Here is a 24,697-nt window from a genome sequence, read left to right on the forward strand (position 1 = left end):
CAGCCGTGTTCCGCGGAGCCAACGCCGTCAGCCTCGATGCCAAAGGCCGTCTCGCCATGCCGAGCCGGTACCGCGACGAGCTCGATTCGCGTTGCAATGGTCAGCTGATCGTGACCATTGATGCTGTAGACCCCTGCTTGTGTGTCTACCCCCTCGATGAGTGGGAACAGATAGAAGCCAAGTTGCGTGCCTTGCCGTCATTGCGTGAGGAAAACCGTCGCCTGCAGCGTTTGCTGATCGGCAATGCGGTGGACCTGGAGCTCGATGGCAGTGGGCGTTTCCTGGTTCCGCCCCGTCTGCGTGAGTACGCCAAGCTCGACAAGAAGGCGATGCTGGTGGGGCAACTGAACAAATTCCAGCTGTGGGATGAAGATGCCTGGAACGCGGTTTCGGCAGCCGACCTTGCAGCTATTCAACAACCGGGCGCCATGCCCGACGAATTGCGTGACCTGATCCTGTGACCATAGATAGCGGCTTCAACCACATTACCGTCCTGCTCGACGAAGCTGTCGAGGCATTGGCCCTGCGCCCCGACGGTTGCTATCTGGACGGCACGTTCGGCCGGGGCGGACACAGTCGGCTGATTCTCAGCAAGCTCGGGCCGCAAGGGCGGCTGCTGGGCTTCGACAAAGATCCACAGGCGATTGCCACAGGGCAAGCGCTGGCGGCCGAAGACGGCCGCTTTGTCATTGTGCAGCGCAGCTTTGCCGAGCTGGGCTCGGAAGTGGCTGAGCGCGGCATGGCCGGCAAGGTCAGCGGTGTGCTGCTCGACCTGGGCGTGTCTTCGCCGCAGCTCGATGACCCGGAGCGTGGCTTCAGCTTCCTCAATGACGGCCCGCTGGACATGCGCATGAACCCAGGCGTTGGGGTCAGTGCTGCCGAATTCATCGCCAGTGCGCCGGTCGAGGAAATCGCCCGCGTCTTCAAGGAATACGGCGAGGAGCGTTTCTCCGGGCGCATGGCGCGTGCGGTAGTGGAGCGCCGTGAAAAGCAGCCGTTCACCCGTACTGGCGACCTTGCCGAAGTGCTCAAGGTAGCCAACCCGGCGTGGGAAAAGGGCAAGAACCCAGCCACTCGTGCCTTCCAGGGCCTGCGTATCCACGTCAACAATGAGCTGGGCGACCTCGAAACCGGTCTTGAGGCGGCCCTCGATTCGCTGGAAGTAGGTGGCCGCCTGGTAGTCATCAGCTTCCACTCGCTCGAAGACCGCATCGTCAAGCTGTTCATGCGCAAGCTGGTCAAGGGCGAGGCAGACAACCTGCCGCGCAACCTGCCAGTACAGCACAAGGTCTTCGAACCCAAGATCAAACTCATCGGCAAGGCGCAGTTTGCTTCCGAAGCCGAGCTCAAAGCCAACCCGCGGTCGCGCAGCGCCGTCATGCGGGTGGCGGAGAAGCTGCGGTGAGCAGGCTGTTTGCCAAGCCATTGCCAGGCGGAAGCTTCCTGATGCTTCTGCTGTTCGTCGGCGTTCTGGTTTCGGCCATCGCCGTGTCCTACAGCGCCCACTGGAACCGTCAGTTGCTCAATACCCTGTATGGCGAGTTGAGCGAGCGCGACAAGGCTCAGGCCGAATGGGGGCGTTTGATCCTGGAACAGAGCACCTGGACTGCGCACAGCCGTATCGAGAGCCTGGCCGCCGAGCAATTGAAGATGCGCATCCCTGCGGCTGACGAAGTGCGGATGGTGGCGCCATGATGAAGCTCGAAGGCGCACTCTACCCCTGGCGCTTCCGGGTAGTCATCGGCTTGCTCGCACTGATGGTGGGTGCCATCTGCTGGCGCATCATCGACTTGCAGGTGGTCGATCGCGACTTCCTCAAAGGTCAGGGTGATGCCCGCAGCCTGCGGCATATTCCCATTCCTGCGCACCGTGGTCTGATCACCGACCGCAATGGCGAACCCCTTGCTGTCAGTACGCCGGTCACCACCCTGTGGGCCAACCCCAAGGAGATGCAGGTCGCCAAGGACCGCTGGCCGCAATTGGCCGCAGCGCTCGGGCAAAACGCCCAGCAACTGACTGAGCGCCTGACTCAGCAGGCCAACAAGGAGTTCATCTACCTGGTCCGTGGGTTGACCCCGGAGCAGGGCCAGCAGGTGCTCGACCTGAAAGTGCCGGGTGTCTATGGCCTGGAAGAGTTCCGCCGCTTCTATCCCGCCGGTGATGTTACTGCGCACATGGTCGGTTTCACCGACCTCGATGACCACGGGCGTGAAGGGGTAGAGCTTGCCTACGACGAATGGCTGGCCGGTGTGCCCGGCAAGCGACAGGTGATCAAGGACCGGCGTGGCCGGCTGATCAAGGACATTCAGGTAACCAAAAACGCCAAGGCCGGCAAGACCTTGGCGTTGTCGATAGACTTGCGCCTGCAATACCTGGCCACCCGTGAGCTGCGCAACGCCATCGCGGAACAGGAAGCCAAGGCCGGCAGCCTGGTGATCATGGACGTCAAGACCGGTGAAGTCCTGGCCATGGTCAACCAGCCGACCTACAACCCGAACAACCGCCGCAGCATGTTCCCCGCCGCGATGCGCAACCGGGCGATCATCGACGTGTTCGAGCCCGGTTCGACCGTGAAACCGATTACCATGAGTGCGGCGCTGCAGAGCGGGCGTTGGAAAATCACCGACAAGGTCGAGGTTTACCCCGGTACCCTGCAGATTGGTCGATACACCATCAGGGACGTTTCCCGCAGCGAGGGCCCGATCCTCGACCTGACCGGCATCCTGATCAACTCCTCCAACGTCGGCATGAGCAAGATCGCCTTCGACATCGGCGGCGAGGCCATCTACCGGGTCATGTCTCAGGTCGGCCTGGGGCAATACACCGGCCTGGGCTTCCCAGGCGAGCGGGTGGGCAACCTGCCTAACCACCGTGAGTGGCGCAAGGCCGAGACCGCGACCCTGTCTTACGGCTATGGCGTGTCGGTGACTGCTCTGCAGCTGGTGCATGCCTACGCGGCGTTGGCCAACGACGGCAAGATGGTGCCGCTGTCGATCCTCAAGGTGGATAAAGCACCGGAGGCCGTTCAGGCGATTCCGAAAGAAACCGCCGAAACCGTCCAGGGCATGCTGCAGCAAGTCATCGAGGCGCCGCGCGGGGTATTCCGTGCCCAGGTGCCGTTCTATCACGTGGGTGGCAAATCGGGTACGGCGCGTAAGGCGACCGTGGGTTCCAAGGGCTACACCGAGAACGCCTACCGCTCGCTGTTCGCAGGCTTCGGCCCGATGAGCGATCCGCGCTACGCCATCGTCGTGGTCATCGACGAACCGAGCAAGGGCGGCTACTTCGGCGGCCTGGTTTCGGCGCCTGTGTTCAGCAAGGTCATGTCCGGCACCCTGCGTTTGATGAACGTGCCGCCAGACAACCTGCCGCCGCCAGCCGCCGCACAACCACAAGTCACTACAGCAGCCGCCAAGGGAGGGCGTGGATAATGACAATGCCATTGAGCAAGCTTTTCGCCCAAGCCAGCCGCGATCCGCTGATCCGTGAGCTGACCCTGGACAGCCGAGCCGTGCGTCCGGGTGACCTGTTCCTGGCGGTGCCGGGTGCCAAGGTCGATGGTCGCGACCATATCGCCGATGCCCTGGCCCGTGGCGCTGCCGCGGTTGCCTACGAAGAGCAGGGCGCAACCGTACTGCCGATTACCGACATGCCGCTGATTCCGGTCAAAGGCCTGATCGCCCAGCTGTCGGATATCGCCGGTCGCTTCTATGGCGAGCCGAGCCGTCAGTTGAACCTGGTCGGGGTTACCGGCACCAACGGCAAGACCAGCGTCACTCAACTGGTGGCGCAGGCGCTTGACGTGCTTGGCCAGCGTTGCGGCCTGATCGGCACACTGGGTACCGGCTTCTACGGTGAGCTGCAGAGCGGCCGCCTGACGACGCCGGACCCGATCGCAGTGCAGTCGACACTCTACGACCTGAAAAAGGGCGGCGCCAAGGCCGTGGCGATGGAGGTTTCCTCGCATGCCCTGGAGCAGGGCCGTGTCGCTGCGCTGGAGTTCGACATCGCGGTGATGACCAACCTGTCCCGTGATCATCTGGACTACCACGGCAGCATGGAGGCCTATGAGGCCGCCAAGGCCAAGCTGTTCGCCTGGCGCAGCCTGCGTTGCCAGGTGGTCAACCTGGATGATGATTTTGGGCGCCGCCTGGCGATGGCGTATGCCCGTCGTCCGAGTGCCGATCATCTCCAGACCCGGCTGCTCAGCTATAGCCTGGAAAACCCGGAGGCCTCGCTGTTTTGCCGTGAAGCCAGGTTCGATGACGATGGCGTGCGCGCCATCCTCGTCACCGCCCAAGGTGAGCGTACCTTGCGCAGCCAGCTGCTTGGCCGCTTCAACCTGAGCAACATGCTCGCGGCCGTTGCAACGCTGCTCGCCCTGGATTATTCGCTGGACGAAATCCTCAAGGTCACCCCGCAGCTGCAAGGGCCGGTTGGCCGCATGCAGCGCCTTGGCGGTGGCAGCAAGCCGCTGGTGGTGGTCGATTACGCCCACACCCCGGATGCCCTGGAAAAAGTGCTCGAGGCCCTGCGCCCGCACGCGCACGGCAAGCTGCTGTGCTTGTTCGGCTGTGGCGGCGACCGTGATCGTGGCAAGCGCCCGCTGATGGCCGAGGTCGCCGAACGCCTGGCCGACCGCGTGCTGGTCACCGATGACAACCCGCGCAGCGAAGACCCGCTGCGGATCTTCGACGATATCCGCCCGGGTTTTGCCAAGCCAGACAGCGTCGAATTCGTCGCAGGCCGCGGCGCGGCCATTGCCCACCTGATTGCCACCGCCGGCGCAGATGACGTCATCGTCCTGGCCGGCAAGGGCCACGAGGATTACCAGGAGATTCGCGGCGAGCGCCACGATTTCTCCGATCTGGTCGAAGCCGAGAAGGCACTTGCAGCCTGGGGGGCTCCACATGCTTAAGCCCATGACACTCAGCCAGCTGACCACAGCACTGAGTGCTCGCCTGGTCAGCGCCGACGCCAGCTTCAGCGGCGTCAGCATCGACAGCCGCAGCGTCGCAGCCGGGCAACTGTTCGTCGCCCTGACAGGCCCGCGTTTCGATGGTCACGATTACCTGGCTGACGTGCAGGCCAAAGGCGCTGTGGCGGCGTTGGTCGAGCGTGAAGTGGCTGATGTCGACCTGCCACAGCTGTTGGTCGAGGATTGCCGTGTCGCGCTGGGTCAGTTGGGTGCTTTGAATCGCGCCGCTTTCGACAAGCCGGTCGTGGCCATCACCGGCTCCAGCGGCAAGACCACGGTCAAGGAAATGCTGGCCAGCATCCTGCGTACCCGTGGCCTGGTGCATGCCACCCGTGGCAACCTGAACAATGACCTCGGTGCCCCGCTGACCCTGCTGGAAATCGCCCCGGAGCACAGCGCGGCGGTGATCGAGCTCGGCGCTTCGCGCCTTGGCGAAATCCGCTACACCGTCGGCCTGACCCGGCCTCAGGTGGTGATCATCAATAACGCCGGTACTGCCCATGTGGGGGAGTTTGGCGGCCCGGAAAAAATCGTCGAGGCCAAAGGCGAAATCCTTGAGGGCCTGGGCGAGGGCGGCACGGCCATCCTCAACCTGGACGACAAGGCCTTTGGCATCTGGCAGAAGCGCGCTGGCGAGCACCCTGTCATCACGTTCGCCTTAAGCAACACGCAGGCAGATTTCCACGCCAGCGAAATCGGTCGCGATGCCCGTGGTTGCCCGTCGTTCACCTTGCATGGCCCGGATGGCTCGGTCCCGGTGCAGTTGAATGTGCTGGGTACCCACAACGTCAGCAACGCCCTGGCCGCTGCCGCCGCTGCGCATGCCGTCGGTCTGAGCCTGAGTGGCATTGCCGCCGGCCTGAATGCCGTGCAACCGGTCAAGGGCCGTACCGTGGCGCAACTTGCGCCGAACGGTGTGCGGGTCATCGATGACAGTTACAACGCAAATCCCACCTCGATGTGCGCGGCCATTGATATACTCGCCGGCTTTTCCGGCCGCACCGTCCTGGTGCTCGGGGATATCGGCGAACTGGGTCAATGGGCGGAAGAAGGCCACCGTCAGGTGGGTGACTACGCGCGTGGCAAGGTCCATGCCCTGTACGCAGTGGGTACCAACATGACACACGCGGTCGCGGCGTTCGGCGCCAATGGCCGTCATTTCGCTACTCAAGCTGAGCTGATCGATGCGGTTCGCGTCGAAAATGCCAGCGACACCACTATTTTGATCAAGGGCTCGCGTAGCGCTGCGATGGAAAACGTCGTGGCGGCTTTGTGTGGTTCAAGCGGGGAGAAACATTAATGCTGCTGCTGTTGGCTGAGTATCTGCAACAGTTCCATAAAGGCTTCGCGGTCTTCCAGTACCTGTCCCTGCGCGGGATCCTCGGTGTACTGACCGCGTTGTCGCTGGCGCTGTGGCTGGGCCCGTGGATGATCCGTACCCTGCAGATCCGCCAGATCGGTCAGGCTGTCCGTAATGACGGCCCGCAATCGCACCTGTCCAAATCCGGCACCCCGACCATGGGCGGCGCGCTGATCCTGTCGGCCATTGCCGTCAGCACCTTGCTGTGGGCCGACCTGTCCAACCGCTACGTGTGGGTCGTGCTGATCGTCACCCTGGCGTTTGGCGCCATCGGCTGGGTCGACGACTACCGCAAGGTGATCGAAAAGAACTCCCGTGGCTTGCCAAGCCGCTGGAAGTACTTCTGGCAGTCGGTGTTTGGCCTGGCGGCGGCAGTGTTCCTTTACAAGACCGCCCCGACCAGCGTCGAAACCACACTGATCCTGCCGTTCATCAAGGATGTCACCATTCCGCTGGGCGTTGGCTTCGTCGTTCTGACCTACTTCGTCATCGTCGGCTCCAGTAACGCGGTCAACCTCACCGATGGCCTCGATGGCTTGGCGATCATGCCGACCGTGATGGTGGGCGGCGCTCTGGGCATCTTCTGCTACCTGTCGGGCAACGTGAAATTTGCAGAATACCTGCTGATCCCCTACGTGCCGGGCTCGGGTGAGCTCATCGTCTTCTGCGGCGCGCTGATCGGTGCCGGCCTGGGCTTCCTGTGGTTCAACACCTATCCGGCACAAGTCTTCATGGGTGACGTCGGTGCGCTGGCGCTGGGCGCCGCGCTGGGCACCATCGCGGTGATCGTCCGGCAGGAAATCGTCCTGTTCATCATGGGCGGCATCTTCGTGGTGGAAACCCTGTCGGTGGTGATCCAGGTCGCCTCCTTCAAGTTGACTGGCAAGCGCGTGTTCCGCATGGCGCCGATTCACCACCACTTTGAACTCAAGGGCTGGCCTGAGCCACGGGTGATCGTTCGTTTCTGGATCATCACCGTGATTCTGGTGCTGGTCGGCCTTGCAACCCTGAAACTGAGGTAGATGAGCGTGTCACTGATCGCTTCCGACCAATTCCGCATCGTTGTCGGCCTCGGCAAGAGCGGCATGTCCCTGGTTCGCTTCCTGGCGAGCCGGGGCATTGCCTTTGCGGTCGCCGACACCCGCGAGCAACCGCCGGAACTGGACACCCTGCGCCGTGATTACCCGCAGGTGGAAGTGCGCTGTGGCGAGCTGGACGTGGATTTCCTTTGCCGCGCCAACGAACTGTACGTAAGCCCGGGCCTGGCCTTGTCCACCCCGGCGCTGCAGCAGGCCGCAGCGCGTGGTGTGGCCCTGTCGGGCGACATCGAGCTGTTCGCCCGCCATGTCAAGGCGCCGATCATCGCCATCAGTGGCTCCAACGCCAAAAGCACGGTGACCACCCTGGTGGGTGAAATGGCCGCCAAGGCGGGCAAGCGTGTGGCCGTGGGCGGCAACCTCGGTACGCCGGCTCTGGACCTGCTCGGCGATGATGTCGAGCTGTATGTGCTGGAGCTGTCCAGCTTCCAACTGGAAACCACTGACCAGCTCAACGCCGAAGTCGCCACCGTGCTGAACATCAGCGAAGACCACATGGACCGCTACAGCGGGCTGCCGGCCTATCACCTGGCCAAGCACCGCATCTTCCGTGGCGCCCATCAGGTGGTGGTAAACCGCCAGGACGCCCTGAGCCGGCCATTGCCGGTGGAAGGCCGGCCGTGCTGGAGCTTCGGCCTGAACGCGCCTGACTTCAAGGCCTTTGGCCTGCGTGAGGTCGATGGCGAGAAGTACCTGGCCTTCGAATTCCAGAACCTGATGCCGGTTCGCGAGCTGAAGATTCGTGGCTCGCACAACCAGAGCAACGCCCTCGCAGCCCTGGCCCTCGGCCATGCCGCCGGGTTGCCGTTCGCGCCGATGCTCGACGCCCTGCGTGAGTTCGGTGGCCTGGCCCATCGTTGCCAGTGGGTTCGCGAGCGCAACGGCGTCAACTGGTACGACGATTCCAAGGCCACCAACGTGGGTGCCGCACTGGCGGCCATCGAAGGCCTGGGCGCGGATATCACCGGCAAGCTGGTACTGATAGCGGGCGGCGACGGCAAAGGTGCCGATTTCGCTGCGCTGCGTGAGCCGGTGGCGCGCTTCTGTCGTGCCGTGGTGCTGCTCGGCCGTGATGCCGAGCGCCTGGCCGAGACGTTGGGTGAAGGTGTACCGCAGGTTCGGGTCAAGACCCTGGATGAAGCCGTCCAGCAGTGCGCCGCCCTGGCGCAGCCGGGCGATGCAGTGCTGTTGTCGCCGGCCTGCGCCAGCCTCGACATGTTCAAGAACTTCGAAGAACGCGGGCGCCTGTTCGCCCAGGCGGCGGGAGGGCTGGCATGATCTTCGGTATCTTCAAGCCATACCCGTCGCCGCTGATCAGCGGCCGTGGCATCGACCTCGATTTCGCCATGCTTGCCGGTTGCCTGGCACTGTTGGGCCTGGGCCTGGTGATGATCACCTCGGCGTCCTCGGAAGTGGCCGCGGTGCAGTCGGGCAACCCGCTTTACCACATGTTCCGCCACCTGGTGTATGTGTTCATCGGCCTGGTCGCCTGCGGTGCCACCATGCTGGTGCCGATCGCCACCTGGCAGCGCATGGGCTTCATGATGCTGCTCGGCGCCTTCGGTTTGCTGGTGCTGGTGCTGGTGCCCGGTATCGGCCGGGAAGTGAACGGTTCCATGCGTTGGATCGGCTTCAGCTTCTTCAACGTCCAGCCTTCGGAAATTGCCAAGGTCTTCGTGGTCATCTACCTGGCCGGCTATCTGGTGCGTCGGCAGACCGAGGTGCGCGAGAGCTGGATGGGCTTCTTCAAGCCGTTCATCGTGCTGCTGCCAATGGCCGGTCTGCTGCTAATGGAGCCAGACTTCGGTGCCACCGTGGTAATGATGGGCGCTGCGGCGGCCATGCTGTTCCTCGGTGGGGTGGGGTTGTTCCGCTTCAGCCTGATGGTGGTGCTGGCAGTGGTCGCGGTGTTTGTGCTGGTGCAGGCCCAGCCGTATCGGATGGCGCGATTGATCACCTTTACCGACCCGTGGTCCGACCAGTTCGGTTCGGGCTACCAGCTGACCCAGGCACTGATTGCCTTTGGCCGCGGCGAGTGGCTGGGCGTTGGCCTGGGCAACAGCGTGCAGAAGCAGTTCTACCTGCCTGAGGCGCACACCGACTTCGTGTTCTCGGTGCTGGCCGAAGAGCTCGGTGTGGTCGGCTCGCTGGTCACCATTGCCCTGTTCGTCTTCGTCACCGTGCGCGCGCTGTACATCGGCCTGTGGGCCGAGAAGGCCAAGCAGTTCTTTGCCGCCTACATGGCGTTCGGCCTGGCCTTCCTGTGGATCGGCCAGTTCCTGATCAACATCGGGGTGAACGTCGGCCTGCTGCCGACCAAGGGCCTGACCTTGCCGTTCCTCAGTTACGGGGGCAGCTCGCTGGTGATCTGCTGTGCCTGTGTGGGGTTGCTGCTGCGGATCGAGTGGGAGAGCCGCACGCACCTGGGCAGTGAGGAACACGAATTCAACGAAAGCGATTTTGCCGAGGAGACCAGTCATGGCCGCTGACGGCAAAAACGTACTGATCATGGCAGGCGGCACCGGGGGCCACGTGTTCCCGGCCCTGGCCTGCGCCCGTGAGTTCCAGGCGCGTGGTTACAGCGTGCACTGGCTGGGCACGCCGCGTGGCATCGAGAACGAATTGGTGCCGCAGGCCGGCTTGCCGCTGCACCTGATCCAGGTCAGTGGCCTGCGCGGCAAGGGCAAGCTGTCGTTGCTCAAGGCGCCATTCACCCTGATCAAGGCGGTGGTGCAGGCGCGGCGCATCATTCGCCAGCTCAAGCCGGTGTGCGTGGTGGGCTTTGGTGGCTACCTCACAGGCCCAGGCGGCGTGGCCGCGCGGCTGTGTGGCGTGCCGCTGGTGATCCACGAGCAGAACGCCCGCGCCGGTACCGCCAATCGCCTGCTGGTGCCGCTGTCGGCGCGAGTCTGCGAAGCTTTCCCAGGCACGTTCGAGGCCAATGACAAGTTGCGTACCACCGGCAATCCGGTGCGCGCAGAGTTGTTCATGGATGCACAACGTGCGCCCTTGGCCGAGCGCCGTGCGCGCCTGTTGGTCATGGGTGGCAGCCTCGGTGCGGAACCATTGAACAAATTGTTGCCTAAGGCCCTGTCCGAGGTGCCTGCGAACCTGCGGCCCGAGGTGTTCCACCAGGCCGGCAAGCATCATGCGCCGATCACCGCCGAGCGTTATCACGAGGCGGGTGTCGAGGCTCAGGTAGAGCCGTTCATCAAGGACATGGCCCATGCCTATGGCTGGGCCGACCTGGTGGTGTGCCGGGCCGGTGCCCTGACCGTCAGCGAACTCGCGGCGGCAGGCCTGCCTTCGATGCTGGTGCCTTTGCCCTATGCAATCGATGACCACCAGACCCACAACGCCCAATATCTGGCTCGGGAAGGCGCCGCCTTCCTCATGCCGCAAGCGACAACTGGCGCAGCGCAGCTCGCTGAACGCCTGAACGAGGTGCTGATGCAACCCGAGAAACTCAACACCATGGCTGGCACCGCACGGCGCCTGGCCAAACCTGCCGCAACCAGCACCGTGGTCGATATCTGCCTGGAGGTGGCCCATGGTTGAGAGCCAGAAAGCCATTCCCCAGCCGAAGATGGGCCGTATCCGTCGTATTCACTTCGTCGGTATCGGCGGCGTCGGTATGTGCGGCATCGCCGAAGTGCTGCTGAACCTGGGCTATGAAGTCTCCGGCTCCGACCTCAAGGCGTCGCCGGTAACCGAGCGCCTGGAGTCGTTTGGCGCCGAGATCTTCGTCGGCCACCGCGCCGAAAACGCCGCCACCGCCGATGTGCTGGTGGTGTCCAGCGCGATCAACCCGGCCAACCCGGAAGTCGCCACCGCCCTGGAGCGGCGTATTCCGGTAGTGCCGCGTGCCGAGATGCTTGCCGAGCTGATGCGCTACCGCCACGGCGTGGCGGTGGCCGGTACCCACGGCAAGACCACCACCACCAGCCTGCTGGCCTCGGTGTTCGCCGCGGGCGGTCTGGACCCGACGTTCGTCATCGGTGGCCGCCTGACAGCCGCCGGCACCAATGCCCAGCTGGGCACCAGCCGCTACCTGATCGCCGAAGCGGACGAGAGCGACGCCAGCTTCCTGCACCTGCAGCCGATGGTCGCCGTGGTCACCAACATCGACGCCGACCACATGGCGACCTACGAAGGCGACTTCAACAAACTGAAGAAAACCTTCGTCGAGTTCCTGCACAACCTGCCGTTCTACGGCTTGGCGGTGATGTGCCTGGACGACCCGGTGGTGCGCGAGATCCTGCCGCAGGTCAAACGCCCGACGGTGACCTACGGCTTCAGCGAAGAGGCTGACATCCGCGCCATCAACGTGCGCCAGCAGGGCATGCAGACGCATTTCACCGTGTTACGCCGCGACTGCGAGCCGCTGGAGGTGTCGGTGAACATGCCCGGCAACCACAACGTGCTCAACGCCCTGGCAACCATTGCCATCGCCACTGACGAAGGTATCAGCGACGAGGCCATCGTCCAGGGGCTGTCCGGCTTCCAGGGCGTCGGCCGACGCTTCCAGGTGTACGGCGAGCTGCCGGTGGACGGCGGCAGCGTAATGCTGGTCGATGACTACGGCCACCACCCGACCGAAGTCGCTGCGGTGATCAAGGCCGTGCGTGGCGGCTGGCCAAGCCGTCGCCTGGTGATTGTCTACCAGCCGCACCGTTATAGCCGCACCCGCGACCTGTACGACGATTTCGTACAAGTGCTGGGCGACGCCAACGTGCTGCTGTTGATGGAGGTCTACCCGGCCGGCGAAGAGCCGATCCCCGGGGCGGACAGCCGCCAGCTGTGCCACAGCATTCGTCAGCGCGGCAAGCTGGACCCGATCTACATCGAGCGTGGCGCCGAGCTTGCGCCGTTGGTCCAGCCGTTGCTGCGCGCCGGCGACATCCTGCTTTGCCAGGGTGCCGGTGATGTCGGTGGCCTGGCCCCGCAATTGATGAAAAGCCCGCTGTTCGCTGGCGCCAAGCAGGAGAAGTCGAAATGACCAGCGCCTACGAAAAGCTGCACTCTACCCTGGACGTCAAGGCGTTTGGCCGCGTTGCTGTGCTGTACGGTGGCAAGAGCGCCGAGCGTGAGGTGTCGCTCAAGTCCGGCGCTGCGGTGATCGATGCGCTGACCACTGCCGGTGTCGATGTGGTCGCCATCGATGTGGGCGACGACCTGCTCGACCGCCTGCAAAGCGAGAAGATCGACCGCGCGTTCATCATCCTTCACGGCCGTGGTGGTGAAGACGGCAGCATGCAAGGCCTGCTCGAGTGCCTGGGCATCCCTTACACCGGCAGTGGCATCCTCGCTTCGGCCCTGGCCATGGACAAGTTGCGCACCAAGCAGGTGTGGCAGAGCCTGGGCATTCCGACCCCGCGTCACGCGGTTTTGGCCAGCGAAAACGATTGTGTGGTGGCCAGTACGGAACTGGGTTTCCCGCTTATCGTCAAACCTGCCCATGAAGGCTCTAGCATCGGCATGGCCAAGGTGAACAGCGAGCAGGAATTGATCGCCGCCTGGAAGGACGCCGGCCAATACGATTCCCAGGTTCTGGTCGAGCAGTGGATCCACGGCCCGGAGTTCACCATCGCGGTGCTGCGTGGCCAGGTGCTGCCGCCAATCGCCCTGGGTACGCCGCACGTGTTCTACGACTACGACGCCAAGTACATCGCCAACGATACCCAGTACCGCATCCCGTGCGGCCTGGACAGCGTCAAGGAACAGGAACTGATCGACCTGACCGCGCGCGCCTGCGATGCCATCGGCATCGAGGGCTGGGGGCGGTTGGATGTGATGCAGGACGAGCAGGGCCGGTTCTGGCTGCTCGAAGTCAACACCGCACCGGGCATGACTGATCATAGCCTGGTGCCCATGGCGGCCCGCGCGGCCGGCCTGGACTTCCAGCAACTGGTGCTGGCAATCCTGGCTGCCAGCGTCGAGACGCGAGGTTAACAGCCATGCAAGGCGCGATGTTACGTCATCAGCAACCCGCCACCGGCCGCAACAAGCCGGTGCCGCGTGGTGCCAGCCGAATGGTGGCCAAAGAGCCCATGTCGGCGCGCCTGCCCAAGGCCAACTTCAGTGGACTCAAGCGCCTGCTCTGGCCGGTGCTGCTGGTCGCGGCAGGCTTCGGTGCCTATGAAGGCGCCATTCGCCTGATGCCTTACGCTGACCGGCCGATCACCCGGATCGCCGTGCAGGGCGACCTCAGCTACATCAGCCAACAGGCGGTGCAGCAGCGAATCGCCCCGTTCATGGCGGCGAGCTTCTTCAGCGTCGACCTGCCGGCGATGCGAGCGGAGCTTGAGCAGATGCCGTGGATCGCCCATGCCGAGGTCCGCCGCGTGTGGCCGGACGAGGTGGTGATCCGCCTGGAAGAACAGCTGCCAGTGGCACGCTGGGGTGACGAAGCCTTGCTCAATAACCAGGGCCAGGCCTTTACCCCGCGCGAGCTGGCCAACTATGAGCACCTGCCGCAGCTATTCGGGCCGCAGCGTGCCCAGCAACAAGTCATGCAGCAGTATCAGGTATTGAGCCAGATGCTGCGCCCCATGGGCTTTTCCATCGCTCGCCTGGAGCTGCGCGAGCGAGGCAGTTGGTTCCTGACCACCGGTGCGGGCAGCACCGGGCCAGGCATCGAACTGCTACTGGGGCGCGACCATCTGGTGGAGAAGATGCGCCGTTTCATTGCCATTTACGACAAGACACTCAAAGACCAGATCACCACTATCGCCCGCATTGATCTGCGTTATTCCAACGGACTTGCCGTTGGTTGGCGGGAACCGATTGCACCGACGACGGCCCAACCCGCCGTTGCGAAGAATTAGAGAGAGGCAGGACCATGGCAAACGCGCATAGCGGCAAAATGATCGTCGGGCTGGACATTGGCACCTCCAAGGTGGTGGCGCTGGTGGGTGAAGTGGGCGAAGACGGCACACTGGAGATCGTCGGGATCGGTACCCATCCGTCCCGCGGCCTGAAAAAAGGCGTGGTGGTGAACATCGAATCGACCGTGCAGTCGATCCAGCGCGCGGTGGAAGAAGCGCAGCTGATGGCCGGCTGCCGTATCCACTCGGCGTTCGTCGGCGTGGCCGGCAACCACATCCGCAGCCTGAACTCCCACGGCATCGTCGCCATCCGCGACCGTGAGGTCAGCCTTGCCGACCTCGAACGCGTGCTCGACGCCGCCCAGGCCGTGGCCATTCCGGCTGACCAGCGCGTGCTGCACACCCTGCCGCAGGACTACGTGATCGACAACCAGGAAGGCGTGCGCGAGCCACTGGGCATGTCCGGTGTGCGCCTGGAAGCCAAGGTTCACGTGGTCACCTGCGCGGTCAACGCTGCGCAGAACATCGAGAAGTGCGTACGCCGCTGCGGCCTGGAAATCGACGACATCATCCTCGAGCAGCTGGCTTCGGCCTACTCGGTGCTGACCGACGATGAAAAAGAGCTCGGCGTGTGCCTGGTGGACATCGGTGGCGGTACCACTGACATCGCGATCTTCACCGAAGGTGCGATTCGTCACACCGCGGTCATCCCGATTGCCGGCGACCAGGTCACCAACGACATCGCCATGGCCCTGCGTACACCGACCCAATACGCCGAAGAAATCAAGATCCGCTACGCCTGCGCCCTGGCCAAGCTGGCGGGCGCCGGCGAAACCATCAAGGTGCCAAGTGTGGGCGATCGCCCGCCGCGTGAGCTGTCGCGCCAGGCCCTGGCCGAAGTGGTGGAGCCGCGTTACGACGAGCTCTTCACCCTGATCCAGGCCGAACTGCGCCGCAGTGGTTACGAGGACCTGGTGCCGGCCGGCATCGTGCTGACCGGCGGTACCGCGAAGATGGAAGGCGCCGTAGAACTGGCCGAGGAAATCTTCCACATGCCGGTACGCCTGGGCGTACCGCACAGCGTTCGGGGGCTGAGCGACGTGGTGCGCAACCCGATCTATTCCACCGGCGTGGGCCTGCTCACCTACGGCCTGCTGAAGCAGTCCGAGGACATGGTCCTGACCGGTAACAGCAACAGCAGCAACAACAGCTATGGCGATGAACCGAAGGCCCCAGTGCTTGAGCGCTTCAAGCGGTGGGTCCAGGGCAATTTCTAAGTTTCAAAGCAGTAGTGGTAGGCGCGACAACTAGAGAACTGTAAGGAGAGGGAAAATGTTCGAGCTCGTAGACAACGTCCCGCAAAGTCCGGTCATCAAGGTGATCGGCGTTGGCGGTGGTGGCGGCAATGCCGTCAATCACATGGTCAAGAGCAGCATCGAAGGCGTGGAATTCATCTGCGCCAACACTGATGCTCAAGCGCTGAAAAGCATTGGCGCGCGCACCATCCTGCAATTGGGCACTGGCGTGACCAAAGGCCTGGGTGCAGGCGCTAATCCGGAAGTCGGCCGTCAGGCCGCGCTGGAAGACCGTGAGCGCATCGCCGAGGTGCTGCAGGGCACCAACATGGTGTTCATCACCACCGGCATGGGTGGCGGTACCGGTACTGGTGCGGCCCCGATCATCGCCGAAGTGGCGAAGGAAATGGGCATCCTCACCGTTGCCGTGGTGACCCGTCCGTTCCCGTTCGAAGGCCGCAAACGTATGCAGATCGCCGATGAAGGCATCCGCATGCTGGCCGAGAGCGTCGACTCGCTGATCACCATCCCCAACGAGAAGCTGCTGACCATCCTGGGCAAGGATGCCAGCCTGCTGTCCGCCTTTGCCAAGGCTGACGACGTGCTGGCCGGTGCCGTGCGCGGTATCTCCGACATCATCAAGCGCCCTGGCATGATCAACGTCGACTTCGCCGACGTGCGCACCGTGATGGGCGAGATGGGCATGGCCATGATGGGCACTGGCTGCGCCAGCGGTCCGAACCGTGCGCGTGAAGCGACCGAGGCGGCGATCCGCAACCCGTTGCTCGAAGACGTCAACCTGCAGGGCGCCCGCGGCATCCTGGTGAACATCACCGCAGGTCCTGACCTGTCGCTGGGTGAGTACTCCGATGTGGGTAGCATCATCGAAGCCTTTGCCTCCGACCACGCGATGGTCAAGGTCGGCACCGTGATCGATCCGGACATGCGCGATGAGCTGCACGTGACCGTGGTCGCCACTGGCCTGGGCGCACGCATCGAGAAGCCGGTCAAAGTGGTGGACAACACCCTGCAGACCGCTCAGCAGGCATACGAAGCGTCCAACCCTGCGCCGGTTCGCCAAGAGCAGCCAGCGGTCAACTACCGTGACCTGGAGCGCCCGACTGTCATGCGCAACCAGGCCCATGCAGGTGCCGCAGCAGCCGCTAAACTCAACCCTCAGGACGATCTGGACTACCTCGATATCCCGGCTTTCCTGCGTCGCCAGGCTGATTAATGGAATTTATCAGGGGTATAAAGGTGATTGGTATTCAGCAAAGGTCGGGTCTGTTATCATCCCCAGCCTTTGTTGATACCTGTTCGCAATTTGCGCTGAAGCGGCCAATGCCATGATTAAACAACGCACCCTGAAGAATACCATCCGTGCCACAGGTGTCGGTCTGCACTCCGGGGAGAAGGTATACCTGACCCTCAAGCCTGCACCTGTTGACACCGGCATCGTCTTCCGCCGCGCCGATCTCGACCCTGTGGTCGAAATCGCAGCGCGTGCGGCCAACGTCGGCGAGACAACCATGTCGACGACGCTGGTCAACGGTGACGTCAAGGTCGATACGGTCGAGCACCTGCTCTCCGCTATGGCGGGCCTGGGCATCGATAACGCCTACGTCGAGCTCTCCGCCTCGGAAGTGCCGATCATGGATGGCAGCGCCGGACCCTTTGTATTCCTGATTCAGTCTGCCGGCCTGGAAGAGCAGGACGCAGCCAAGAAGTTCATCCGTATTCTGCGTGAGGTAACTGTGGAAGAGGGCGACAAGCGCGCTACCTTCCTGCCTTTCGAGGGGTTCAAGGTGAGCTTCGAGATCGACTTCGATCATCCGGTCGTCAGCGGCCGGACCCAGAGCGCCAGTGTGGATTTCTCCAGCACGTCGTTCGTGAAAGAAGTAAGCCGTGCCCGCACCTTCGGTTTCATGCGGGACATCGAGTACCTGCGCAAGCATAACCTTGCGTTGGGCGGCAGTGTAGAAAACGCCATCGTGGTGGATGAAGATAAGGTGCTGAACGAAGACGGCCTTCGCTATGAAGACGAATTCGTCAAGCACAAGATCCTCGACGCCATCGGTGACCTCTACCTGCTGGGCAACAGCCTGATCGGCGAGTTCAAGGGCTACAAGTCCGGCCATTCGCTGAACAACCAGCTGTTGCGCAAGCTCATTGCTGAAACCGATGCCTGGGAAGTGGTCACTTTCGAAGATGCCAGCACGGCACCGATCTCGTACATGCGCCCTGTTGCGGCCGTGTAAGTTCGAACACTCTCTAGTTCATTAAGGCCACCTTCGGGTGGCCTTTTTTATTTCAGCTTTTACCCCGGGCATGGCTGGCGAGCCGCTCCAGGGCAGCGCGCAATTTGGGGTCGGCAATCCCTTCGGCGGTATCGCGAAGGCTTTCGGCGGCATTGCTCGACAGCTCGGCGGCATGCCCGCCACGCTTGGCCGGCACCAGGGGTGGTTGCACCTTGTAGAGGATGCGCCGCAGGTTGCCGAATGCTTCCATGGCCTGTAACTCCCGCATCAGGCGTTTTTGCTGATAGCGCAAACGGGTGGCCCAATGACCGTCGGTAACCACCAGCAACAATATGCCATCACGCCACGATGCCACGTGGCAGTGCTCGCGGGCAGCCGGCTGCAGCTGGCTTTCCAGCAGGCGCTGCAGGTGCTCCAGGCGTTCGGCCTGGTTCAGCAGCAGGCGCAGCGGGCGCACCTGGCGCAGCAGTGCGGACGGTTGCTGAGCGGGGGAGGGTTTGTAGGCCATGGGGGTACGCAGGAGGTTACAAGAGCGGCAGTTTAACACCTCTGTTGCCTGTACCGGCTTCTTCGCGGGCAAGCCCGCGCCCACAGGGTTGCTGCTGTCTTGAGGCGAGCGTAATGCCGGTGGGAGCGGGCTTGCCCGCGAAGAGGCCGGTACAGACAACACAAGATAAGACTCATTCTCGATACGTTTCATCTTCCTGAGCCTTGAACTCAGCGAAAATGACCCTATCTAAGAAATGCCCCTGCCAAAACGCTGTATCAGCATCGTGGAAATCAGCCACTTTCCTCACCATCGTTTCCGGGTAGAATGCTCGTTCGCATGCGGCCTAAGGGCTGCACGGGCGACTCATGGGGCCGCCCTCCATCCCTACGTGTGGAAGATCCTGCCGATATGTTTGCGCCTTTGTTAAAGAAACTTTTTGGAAGCAAGAATGAGCGTGAAGTCAAACGCATGCTCAAGACGGTGACTATCGTCAATGCCTTCGAAGAGAAGATGGTGGCCCTCTCCGATGAGCAACTGCGGGGCAAGACCGCAGAGTTCAAGGAGCGCCTGGCCAAAGGCGAGACACTGGACCAACTGCTGCCTGAAGCCTTCGCCGTGGCCCGTGAGGCCGGCAAGCGCGTGATGGGTATGCGCCACTTCGACGTGCAGCTGATCGGCGGCATGACCCTGCACGAGGGCATGATCGCAGAAATGCGCACCGGTGAAGGCAAGACCTTGGTCGGTACCCTGGCCGTCTACCTCAACGCATTGTCCGGCAAAGGCGTGCACGTGGTGACCGTCAACGACTACCTGGCCCGCCGTGACGCCAACTGGATGCGCCCGTTGTACGAGTTCCTCGGTCTGTCCGTGGGCATCGTCTCGGCCTTCCAGCCGCCGGAAGAAAAGCGCGCTGCCTACGCCTCCGACATCACCTACGGCACCAACAACGAATTCGGTTTCGACTACCTGCGCGACAACATGGCGTTCAGCCAGGAAGAGAAGTTCCAGCGTGAACTCAACTTCTCGGTAATCGACGAAGTCGACTCGATCCTCATCGACGAAGCCCGTACTCCGCTGATCATCTCCGGCCAGGCCGAGGACAGCTCCAAGCTGTACATCGAGATCAACCGCCTGATCCCGCGCCTGACCCAGCACATCGAAGAAGTCGAAGGCCAGGTCACCCAGGAAGGCCACTTCACCATCGACGAGAAGAGCCGCCAGGTCGAGCTCAACGAAGCCGGTCACCAATTCATCGAAGAGATGCTCACCCAGGCCGGCCTGCTGGCCGAGGGCGAGAGCCTCTACTCGGCGCATAACCTGGGCCTGCTGACCCACGTCTACGCTGGCCTGCGCGCGCACAAGCTGTTCCACCGCAACGTCGAGTACATCGTCCAGGACGGCCAGGTCCTGCTGATCGACGAGCACACCGGCCGTACCATGCCCGGTCGTCGCCTGTCCGAAGGCCTGCACCAGGCCATCGAAGCGAAAGAAAACCTGAACATTCAGGCCGAAAGCCAGACCCTGGCCTCGACCACCTTCCAGAACTACTTCCGTCTCTACACCAAGCTGTCCGGCATGACCGGTACCGCCGACACCGAAGCGTTCGAGTTCCAGTCGATCTACGGCCTCAACGTGATGGTGATTCCGCCGAACAAACCGTTGGCGCGTAAGGACTTCAACGACCTGGTGTACCTGACCGCCGACGAGAAATACGCCGCGATCATCGCCGACATCAAGGAAAGCATGACCCAGGGTCGCCCGGTGCTGGTGGGTACTGCCACCATCGAAACGTCCGAGCACATGTCGAACCTGCTGCTGAAGGAAGGCATCGAGCACAAGGTACTGAACGCCAAGTACCACGAGAAAGAAGCCGAGATCATCGCCCAGGCGGGCGCTCCGGGTGCATTGACCATTGCCACCAACATGGCTGGCCGGGGTACCGACATCCTGCTGGGTGGTAACTGGGAAGCCGAAGTGGCCGCTCTCGACAGCCCGACCGCCGAACAGATCGCCCAGATCAAGGCCGACTGGCAGAAGCGTCACCAGCAGGTAATCGAGTCGGGTGGCCTGCACGTGATTGCCTCCGAGCGTCACGAATCGCGCCGTATCGACAACCAGCTGCGCGGTCGTTCCGGCCGTCAGGGTGACCCGGGTTCCAGCCGCTTCTACCTGTCGCTCGAAGACAGCCTGATGCGCATCTTCGCCTCTGATCGGGTGAAGAACTTCATGAAGGCGCTGGGCATGCAGTCTGGCGAGGCGATCGAGCATCGCATGGTCACCAACGCCATCGAGAAAGCCCAGCGCAAGGTCGAAGGCCGCAACTTCGACATCCGCAAGCAGTTGCTCGAATACGACGACGTGGCCAACGAGCAGCGCAAGGTGATCTACCACATGCGCAACAGCCTGCTGGCGGCCGAGAACATCGGCGATACCATTGCCGAGTTCCGCCAGGAAGTGCTCGATGCCACCATCAGCCAGCACATCCCGCCGCAGTCGCTGCCCGAGCAGTGGGACGTGGCCGGCCTGGAGGCTTCGCTGTCCAGCGACTTCGCCATGAAGCTGCCGATCCAGCAGTGGCTCGACGAGGACGACCACCTCTACGAGGAAACCCTGCGCGCGAAGCTGATCAAGGAAATCACCGACGCCTACAACGAGAAGGAAGACCAGGCCGGCATCGACGCCCTGCGTACCTTCGAGAAGCAGATTCTGCTGCGAGTACTGGACGACCTGTGGAAAGACCACCTGTCGACCATGGACCACCTGCGCCACGGCATTCACCTGCGTGGCTATGCGCAGAAGAACCCGAAGCAGGAGTACAAGCGCGAGTCGTTCACGCTGTTCCAGGAACTGCTCGAATCGATCAAACGCGACACCATCCGCGTGCTGTCGCACGTCCAGGTGCGCCGCGAAGACCCGATCGAAGAGGAAGCCCGTCTGCGCCGCGAAGCCGAGGAGCTGGCCAGCCGCATGCAGTTCCAGCATGCCGCCGCTCCAGGCCTTGAAAGCGAGCAACTGAGCGAGGAGGGTGCCGACGTGGCCGTGGCCGCAGCACCGGTGCGCAACGACCAGAAGCTGGGCCGCAACGAGCCATGCCCGTGCGGTTCGGGCAAGAAGTACAAGCATTGCCACGGGCAGATCGATTGATCTGATCCACTCGCAGTAACGTGACATCACCGGGGCCGCTGTGCGGCCCATTCGCGGCACAAGGCCGCTCCCACAGGGATCGCGCCTGAATCAGAAGGTTGCGAGGCCCTTGTGGGAGCGGCCTTGTGCCGCGAATGGGGCGCGAAGCGGCCCCGCTCTTCCATCATCATTTCACCGTTTTTCTAGGAGCGCTCTAATGGCTGTTGGTCTTGGTCCTTTGCCCACCCTGCACCCGGTTCCGGGTTTTGAACTCGGTATCGCTTCTGCCGGCATCAAGCGCCCTGGGCGCAAGGATGTGGTGGTCATGCGCTGTGCCGAAGGCTCCAGCGTCGCTGGCGTATTCACCCTCAACGCCTTCTGCGCGGCCCCGGTGATCCTCTCCAAACAGCGTGTTCAGGGCACTGTGCGTTATTTGCTGACCAACACCGGCAACGCCAACGCCGGTACCGGCGCACCCGGCCTGGCCGCTGCCGAACGCACCTGCGCCAAGCTCGCCGAGCTGACTGGCGTACCGGCTGAGTCGGTGCTGCCGTTCTCCACCGGCGTGATCGGCGAGCCGCTGCCGGTCGAGAAGATCGAAGGCGCTCTGCAGGCCGCCCTGGACGACCTGTCGGAAAACAACTGGGCTGAAGCCGCCACTGGCATCATGACCACCGACACCCTGCCCAAGGGTGCCAGCCGCCAGTTCCAGCACGATGGCGTGACCGTGACCGTTACCGGCATCAGCAAAGGCGCTGGCATGATCCGCCCGAACATGGCCACCATGCTCGGTTACATTGCCACCGACGCCAAGGTTGCCCCAGCGGTGCTCAAGGACCTGATGCTCGACGGCGCCAACAAGTCGTTCAACCGCATCACCATCGACGGCGACACCTCGACCAACGATTGCTGCATGCTGATCGCTACCGGCAAGGCCAACCTGCCGGAAGTCACCGAAGCCAGCGGTGCGCTGTTCGAAGCCCTGAAAAAGGCTGTGTTCGAAGTGTGCATGGACGTGGCGCAGGCCATTGTCCGCGACGGCGAAGGCGCCACCAAGTTCGTCACGGTGCAGGTCAACGGTGGTGGTAACCACCAGGAATGCCTGGACGTCGGTTACGCCGTGGCCCACTCGCCGCTGATCAAGACTGCCCTGTTCGCTTCCGACCCTAACTGGGGCCGCATCCTGGCCGCCGTTGGCCGTGCTGGCGTGCCGGAGCTGGATGTCAGCCTGATCGACGTGTACCTGGACAGCGTCTGCATCGCCAGCCAAGGCGGCCGCAGCCCGAGCTATACCGAGGCGCAAGGCTCTGCAGTCATGGCCCAGGAAGAGATCACCATCCGCATCGAGCTGGGCCGCGGTGCGTGCAGCGAAACCATCTGGACCACCGACCTGTCCCACGAGTACGTGAAGATCAACGCCGAATACCGCACGTGATTCAATTGGGGCCGCTTTGCGGCCCTTCGCGACACAAGGCCGCTCCTACACCGGTCTGCGCTGTACCTGTAGGAGCGGCTTTGCGTCGCGAAGGGCTGCGAAGCAGCCTCAAACCCTCGACAAATGGAGCCGAACCATGAGCTACCACCTGATCATCGGCGACAAGCTGTATTCCTCCTGGTCGCTACGCGGCGCCCTGGCCATCGAGCTGGCCGGCGTCCCCTATGAACAAACCCTGATCAAACTCAACCAGCCTGACACCCGTCAGCGTCTGCTCGCCTACTCGGCCACTGGCAAGGTGCCGCTGCTCAAGACAGAGCATGGCGTGATCGCCGACTCCCTGGCCATCGCCGAATACCTCAACGAGCGCCATCCCGAAGCCCAGCTGTGGCCTGCCGACGTGGCTGCCCGTGCACAGGCCCGTTCGGCCTGCGCGCAGATGCACAGTGGGTTCTTCGCCTTGCGCGGGGCGATGCCGTTCGACCTGTCCCGTGACCAGGCCCTGGAGACGGTACCGCTGGACGTGCAGGTCGACATCGACCGTATCGTCGCGCTGTGGTCCGAATGCCGTCTGGTTGCCAAGGACAGTGGCCCGTTCCTGTTCGGCAAGCCGACCCTGGCCGATGCTTACTTCGCCCCAGTGGCCGTGCGCCTGCGCACCTACCGTGTGGCAGTGCCGGCAGAGGCGGCTGCGTACATCGAGACTATTTACCAGTGGCCGGCTTTCAAGGCCTGGCAGCAGGCTGGCCTGGCGGAGCGCGAAGGGTGAAACGCATTCATGTAGCGGCCGCGGTGATCCGCAGCGCCGAAGGCCGCATTCTGATTGCGCGGCGGGCAGATACCCAGCACCAGGGCGGCCTTTGGGAGTTTCCGGGGGGCAAGGTGGAAGCGGGCGAGAGCGTCGAAGCGGCGCTGGCCCGTGAGCTTCGCGAGGAACTGGGCATCGACGTGACCCGTTCACGGGCGCTGATCAAGGTCAGCCACGATTACCCCGACAAACAAGTGCTGTTGAACGTTCGCGTCGTCGAAGCGTTCACCGGCGAGCCCCATGGCGCCGAGGGCCAGCCTCTGGCCTGGGTGACACCGCGCGAGCTGACGCAGTACGACTTCCCCGAGGCCAACAAGCCAATCGTGGCCGCCGCACGCCTGCCGGACCACTACCTGATCACCCCGGACGGCCTGGAAGTGCCCCAGATGCTCAAGGGCATCCAAAAGGCAGTGGCAAACGGTACCCGTCTGATCCAGCTGCGTGCGCCGGACATGTACGACCCGAAGTACCGCGATGTGGCGGTGGATGCGGTCGGTTTGTGCGGTGGCAAGGCGCAGTTGATGCTCAAAGGGCCGCTGGAGTGGCTGGGCGATTTCCCCTCGGCAGGTTGGCACCTGACGGCCGCGCAATTGCGCAAGTATGCGGCCAAGGGGCGGCCATTCCCTGAGCACCGCTGGTTGGCGGCGTCTTGCCACAGCGCAGAAGAGCTGGCATTGGCTGAGCAGATGGGGGTCGATTTCGTCACCCTGTCGCCGGTGCAGGCGACCCAGACGCATCCTGAGGCGGTGCCTTTGGGGTGGGACGAGGCCCAGCGCTTGGTTGCGGGCTTCAGCCGGCCGGTGTTCTTGCTGGGTGGGGTAGGGCCGGATGATCGTGAGCGGGCCTGGGAAGTTGGGGCGCAGGGTGTGGCGGGGATTCGGGCGTTCTGGCCTGAGGCCTGAGCCGCTTGTGAGAGGGGCCGCTGTGCGGCCCATTCGCGGGCAAGCCCGCTTGTGTCTTGGAGAGGGAATAGAATCTGAAGTGAGAGCGGTGAATGGCAAGCTGATAGCCCGAGGTGCCCAGAGC

At 63.1% G+C, this 24,697-nt stretch carries 21 protein-coding genes; 20 read left to right on the plus strand and 1 reads right to left on the minus strand.

The window, feature by feature from the left end; all coding sequences use genetic code 11:
* Positions 1-5: 5 nt before the first annotated feature.
* From mraZ to lpxC, 16 genes are all read left to right on the plus strand, one after another.
* A complete protein-coding gene (mraZ, locus tag OGV19_RS00815) occupies positions 6-461 on the plus strand; it encodes a division/cell wall cluster transcriptional repressor MraZ (protein ID WP_004575120.1) in 456 nt (151 codons plus the stop codon).
* Positions 458-1,405 (plus strand): 16S rRNA (cytosine(1402)-N(4))-methyltransferase RsmH, encoded by a 948-nt coding sequence (gene rsmH / locus OGV19_RS00820; protein ID WP_413470108.1) that lies wholly within the window; start codon positions 458-460, stop codon positions 1,403-1,405. Before mraZ ends, rsmH begins: the two co-directional genes overlap by 4 nt.
* On the plus strand, positions 1,402-1,695 hold the full coding sequence (gene ftsL / locus OGV19_RS00825) for a cell division protein FtsL (protein WP_264311690.1): 294 nt from the start codon (positions 1,402-1,404) through the stop codon (positions 1,693-1,695). The genes rsmH and ftsL overlap by 4 nt, the downstream gene beginning before the upstream one ends.
* Positions 1,695-3,431 (plus strand): peptidoglycan D,D-transpeptidase FtsI family protein, encoded by a 1,737-nt coding sequence (locus OGV19_RS00830; RefSeq protein WP_264313870.1) that lies wholly within the window; start codon positions 1,695-1,697, stop codon positions 3,429-3,431. Before ftsL ends, OGV19_RS00830 begins: the two co-directional genes overlap by 1 nt.
* Positions 3,431-4,918 carry a UDP-N-acetylmuramoyl-L-alanyl-D-glutamate--2,6-diaminopimelate ligase gene (locus tag OGV19_RS00835; RefSeq protein ID WP_264311691.1) on the plus strand — a complete coding sequence of 496 codons (1,488 nt, stop codon included), beginning with the start codon at positions 3,431-3,433 and terminating at the stop codon, positions 4,916-4,918. The genes OGV19_RS00830 and OGV19_RS00835 overlap by 1 nt, the downstream gene beginning before the upstream one ends.
* A complete protein-coding gene (locus OGV19_RS00840) occupies positions 4,911-6,278 on the plus strand; it encodes a UDP-N-acetylmuramoyl-tripeptide--D-alanyl-D-alanine ligase (protein ID WP_264311692.1) in 1,368 nt (455 codons plus the stop codon). Before OGV19_RS00835 ends, OGV19_RS00840 begins: the two co-directional genes overlap by 8 nt.
* Positions 6,278-7,360: a phospho-N-acetylmuramoyl-pentapeptide-transferase gene (gene mraY, locus OGV19_RS00845; protein ID WP_264311693.1), complete on the plus strand. Its 1,083-nt coding sequence runs from the start codon at positions 6,278-6,280 to the stop codon at positions 7,358-7,360. Before OGV19_RS00840 ends, mraY begins: the two co-directional genes overlap by 1 nt.
* A 6-nt stretch (positions 7,361-7,366) precedes the next feature.
* Entirely contained in the window at positions 7,367-8,713 is a 1,347-nt protein-coding gene (gene murD, locus OGV19_RS00850) for a UDP-N-acetylmuramoyl-L-alanine--D-glutamate ligase (protein ID WP_264311694.1), read from the plus strand.
* Positions 8,710-9,924, plus strand: a complete 1,215-nt coding sequence (ftsW, locus tag OGV19_RS00855; protein ID WP_413470109.1) for a putative lipid II flippase FtsW — start codon at positions 8,710-8,712, stop codon at positions 9,922-9,924. The genes murD and ftsW overlap by 4 nt, the downstream gene beginning before the upstream one ends.
* Positions 9,914-10,993, plus strand: coding sequence for an undecaprenyldiphospho-muramoylpentapeptide beta-N-acetylglucosaminyltransferase (gene murG, locus OGV19_RS00860; RefSeq protein WP_264311695.1), 1,080 nt, complete (start codon positions 9,914-9,916; stop codon positions 10,991-10,993). Before ftsW ends, murG begins: the two co-directional genes overlap by 11 nt.
* Positions 10,986-12,434, plus strand: a complete 1,449-nt coding sequence (gene murC / locus OGV19_RS00865; RefSeq protein WP_264311696.1) for a UDP-N-acetylmuramate--L-alanine ligase — start codon at positions 10,986-10,988, stop codon at positions 12,432-12,434. The genes murG and murC overlap by 8 nt, the downstream gene beginning before the upstream one ends.
* Positions 12,431-13,387 carry a D-alanine--D-alanine ligase gene (locus OGV19_RS00870; RefSeq protein ID WP_264311697.1) on the plus strand — a complete coding sequence of 319 codons (957 nt, stop codon included), beginning with the start codon at positions 12,431-12,433 and terminating at the stop codon, positions 13,385-13,387. The genes murC and OGV19_RS00870 overlap by 4 nt, the downstream gene beginning before the upstream one ends.
* A 5-nt stretch (positions 13,388-13,392) precedes the next feature.
* Complete coding sequence (locus tag OGV19_RS00875) at positions 13,393-14,262, plus strand: cell division protein FtsQ/DivIB (RefSeq protein WP_264311698.1); 870 nt, start codon at positions 13,393-13,395, stop codon at positions 14,260-14,262.
* Between the two features lie 14 nt (positions 14,263-14,276).
* Positions 14,277-15,539: a cell division protein FtsA gene (ftsA, locus tag OGV19_RS00880; RefSeq protein WP_264311699.1), complete on the plus strand. Its 1,263-nt coding sequence runs from the start codon at positions 14,277-14,279 to the stop codon at positions 15,537-15,539.
* 55 nt (positions 15,540-15,594) lie between these two features.
* A complete protein-coding gene (gene ftsZ, locus OGV19_RS00885; protein ID WP_016488958.1) occupies positions 15,595-16,791 on the plus strand; it encodes a cell division protein FtsZ in 1,197 nt (398 codons plus the stop codon).
* A gap of 112 nt (positions 16,792-16,903) precedes the next feature.
* On the plus strand, positions 16,904-17,815 hold the full coding sequence (lpxC, locus tag OGV19_RS00890; protein WP_264311700.1) for a UDP-3-O-acyl-N-acetylglucosamine deacetylase: 912 nt from the start codon (positions 16,904-16,906) through the stop codon (positions 17,813-17,815).
* A gap of 52 nt (positions 17,816-17,867) precedes the next feature.
* Here the strand turns inward: lpxC and OGV19_RS00895 are convergent, their stop codons facing one another.
* On the minus strand, positions 17,868-18,323 hold the full coding sequence (locus tag OGV19_RS00895) for a DUF721 domain-containing protein (protein ID WP_264311701.1): 456 nt from the start codon (positions 18,321-18,323) through the stop codon (positions 17,868-17,870).
* 390 nt (positions 18,324-18,713) lie between these two features.
* Between OGV19_RS00895 and secA the strand changes: the two genes are divergently transcribed.
* The 4 genes from secA (at position 18,714) to OGV19_RS00915 (ending at position 24,573) form a co-directional block, all read left to right on the plus strand.
* Positions 18,714-21,449, plus strand: a complete 2,736-nt coding sequence (gene secA, locus OGV19_RS00900) for a preprotein translocase subunit SecA (RefSeq protein ID WP_264311702.1) — start codon at positions 18,714-18,716, stop codon at positions 21,447-21,449.
* Positions 21,450-21,645: 196 nt separating this feature from the next.
* Entirely contained in the window at positions 21,646-22,863 is a 1,218-nt protein-coding gene (gene argJ / locus OGV19_RS00905) for a bifunctional glutamate N-acetyltransferase/amino-acid acetyltransferase ArgJ (RefSeq protein WP_264311703.1), read from the plus strand.
* Positions 22,864-22,999: 136 nt separating this feature from the next.
* On the plus strand, positions 23,000-23,632 hold the full coding sequence (locus OGV19_RS00910; protein WP_264311704.1) for a glutathione S-transferase family protein: 633 nt from the start codon (positions 23,000-23,002) through the stop codon (positions 23,630-23,632).
* A complete protein-coding gene (locus OGV19_RS00915) occupies positions 23,629-24,573 on the plus strand; it encodes a Nudix family hydrolase (protein WP_264311705.1) in 945 nt (314 codons plus the stop codon). The genes OGV19_RS00910 and OGV19_RS00915 overlap by 4 nt, the downstream gene beginning before the upstream one ends.
* Positions 24,574-24,697 lie beyond the last annotated feature (124 nt).

This window comes from Pseudomonas putida, from assembly GCF_025905425.1.
Taxonomy (GTDB): domain Bacteria; phylum Pseudomonadota; class Gammaproteobacteria; order Pseudomonadales; family Pseudomonadaceae; genus Aquipseudomonas; species Aquipseudomonas putida_AF.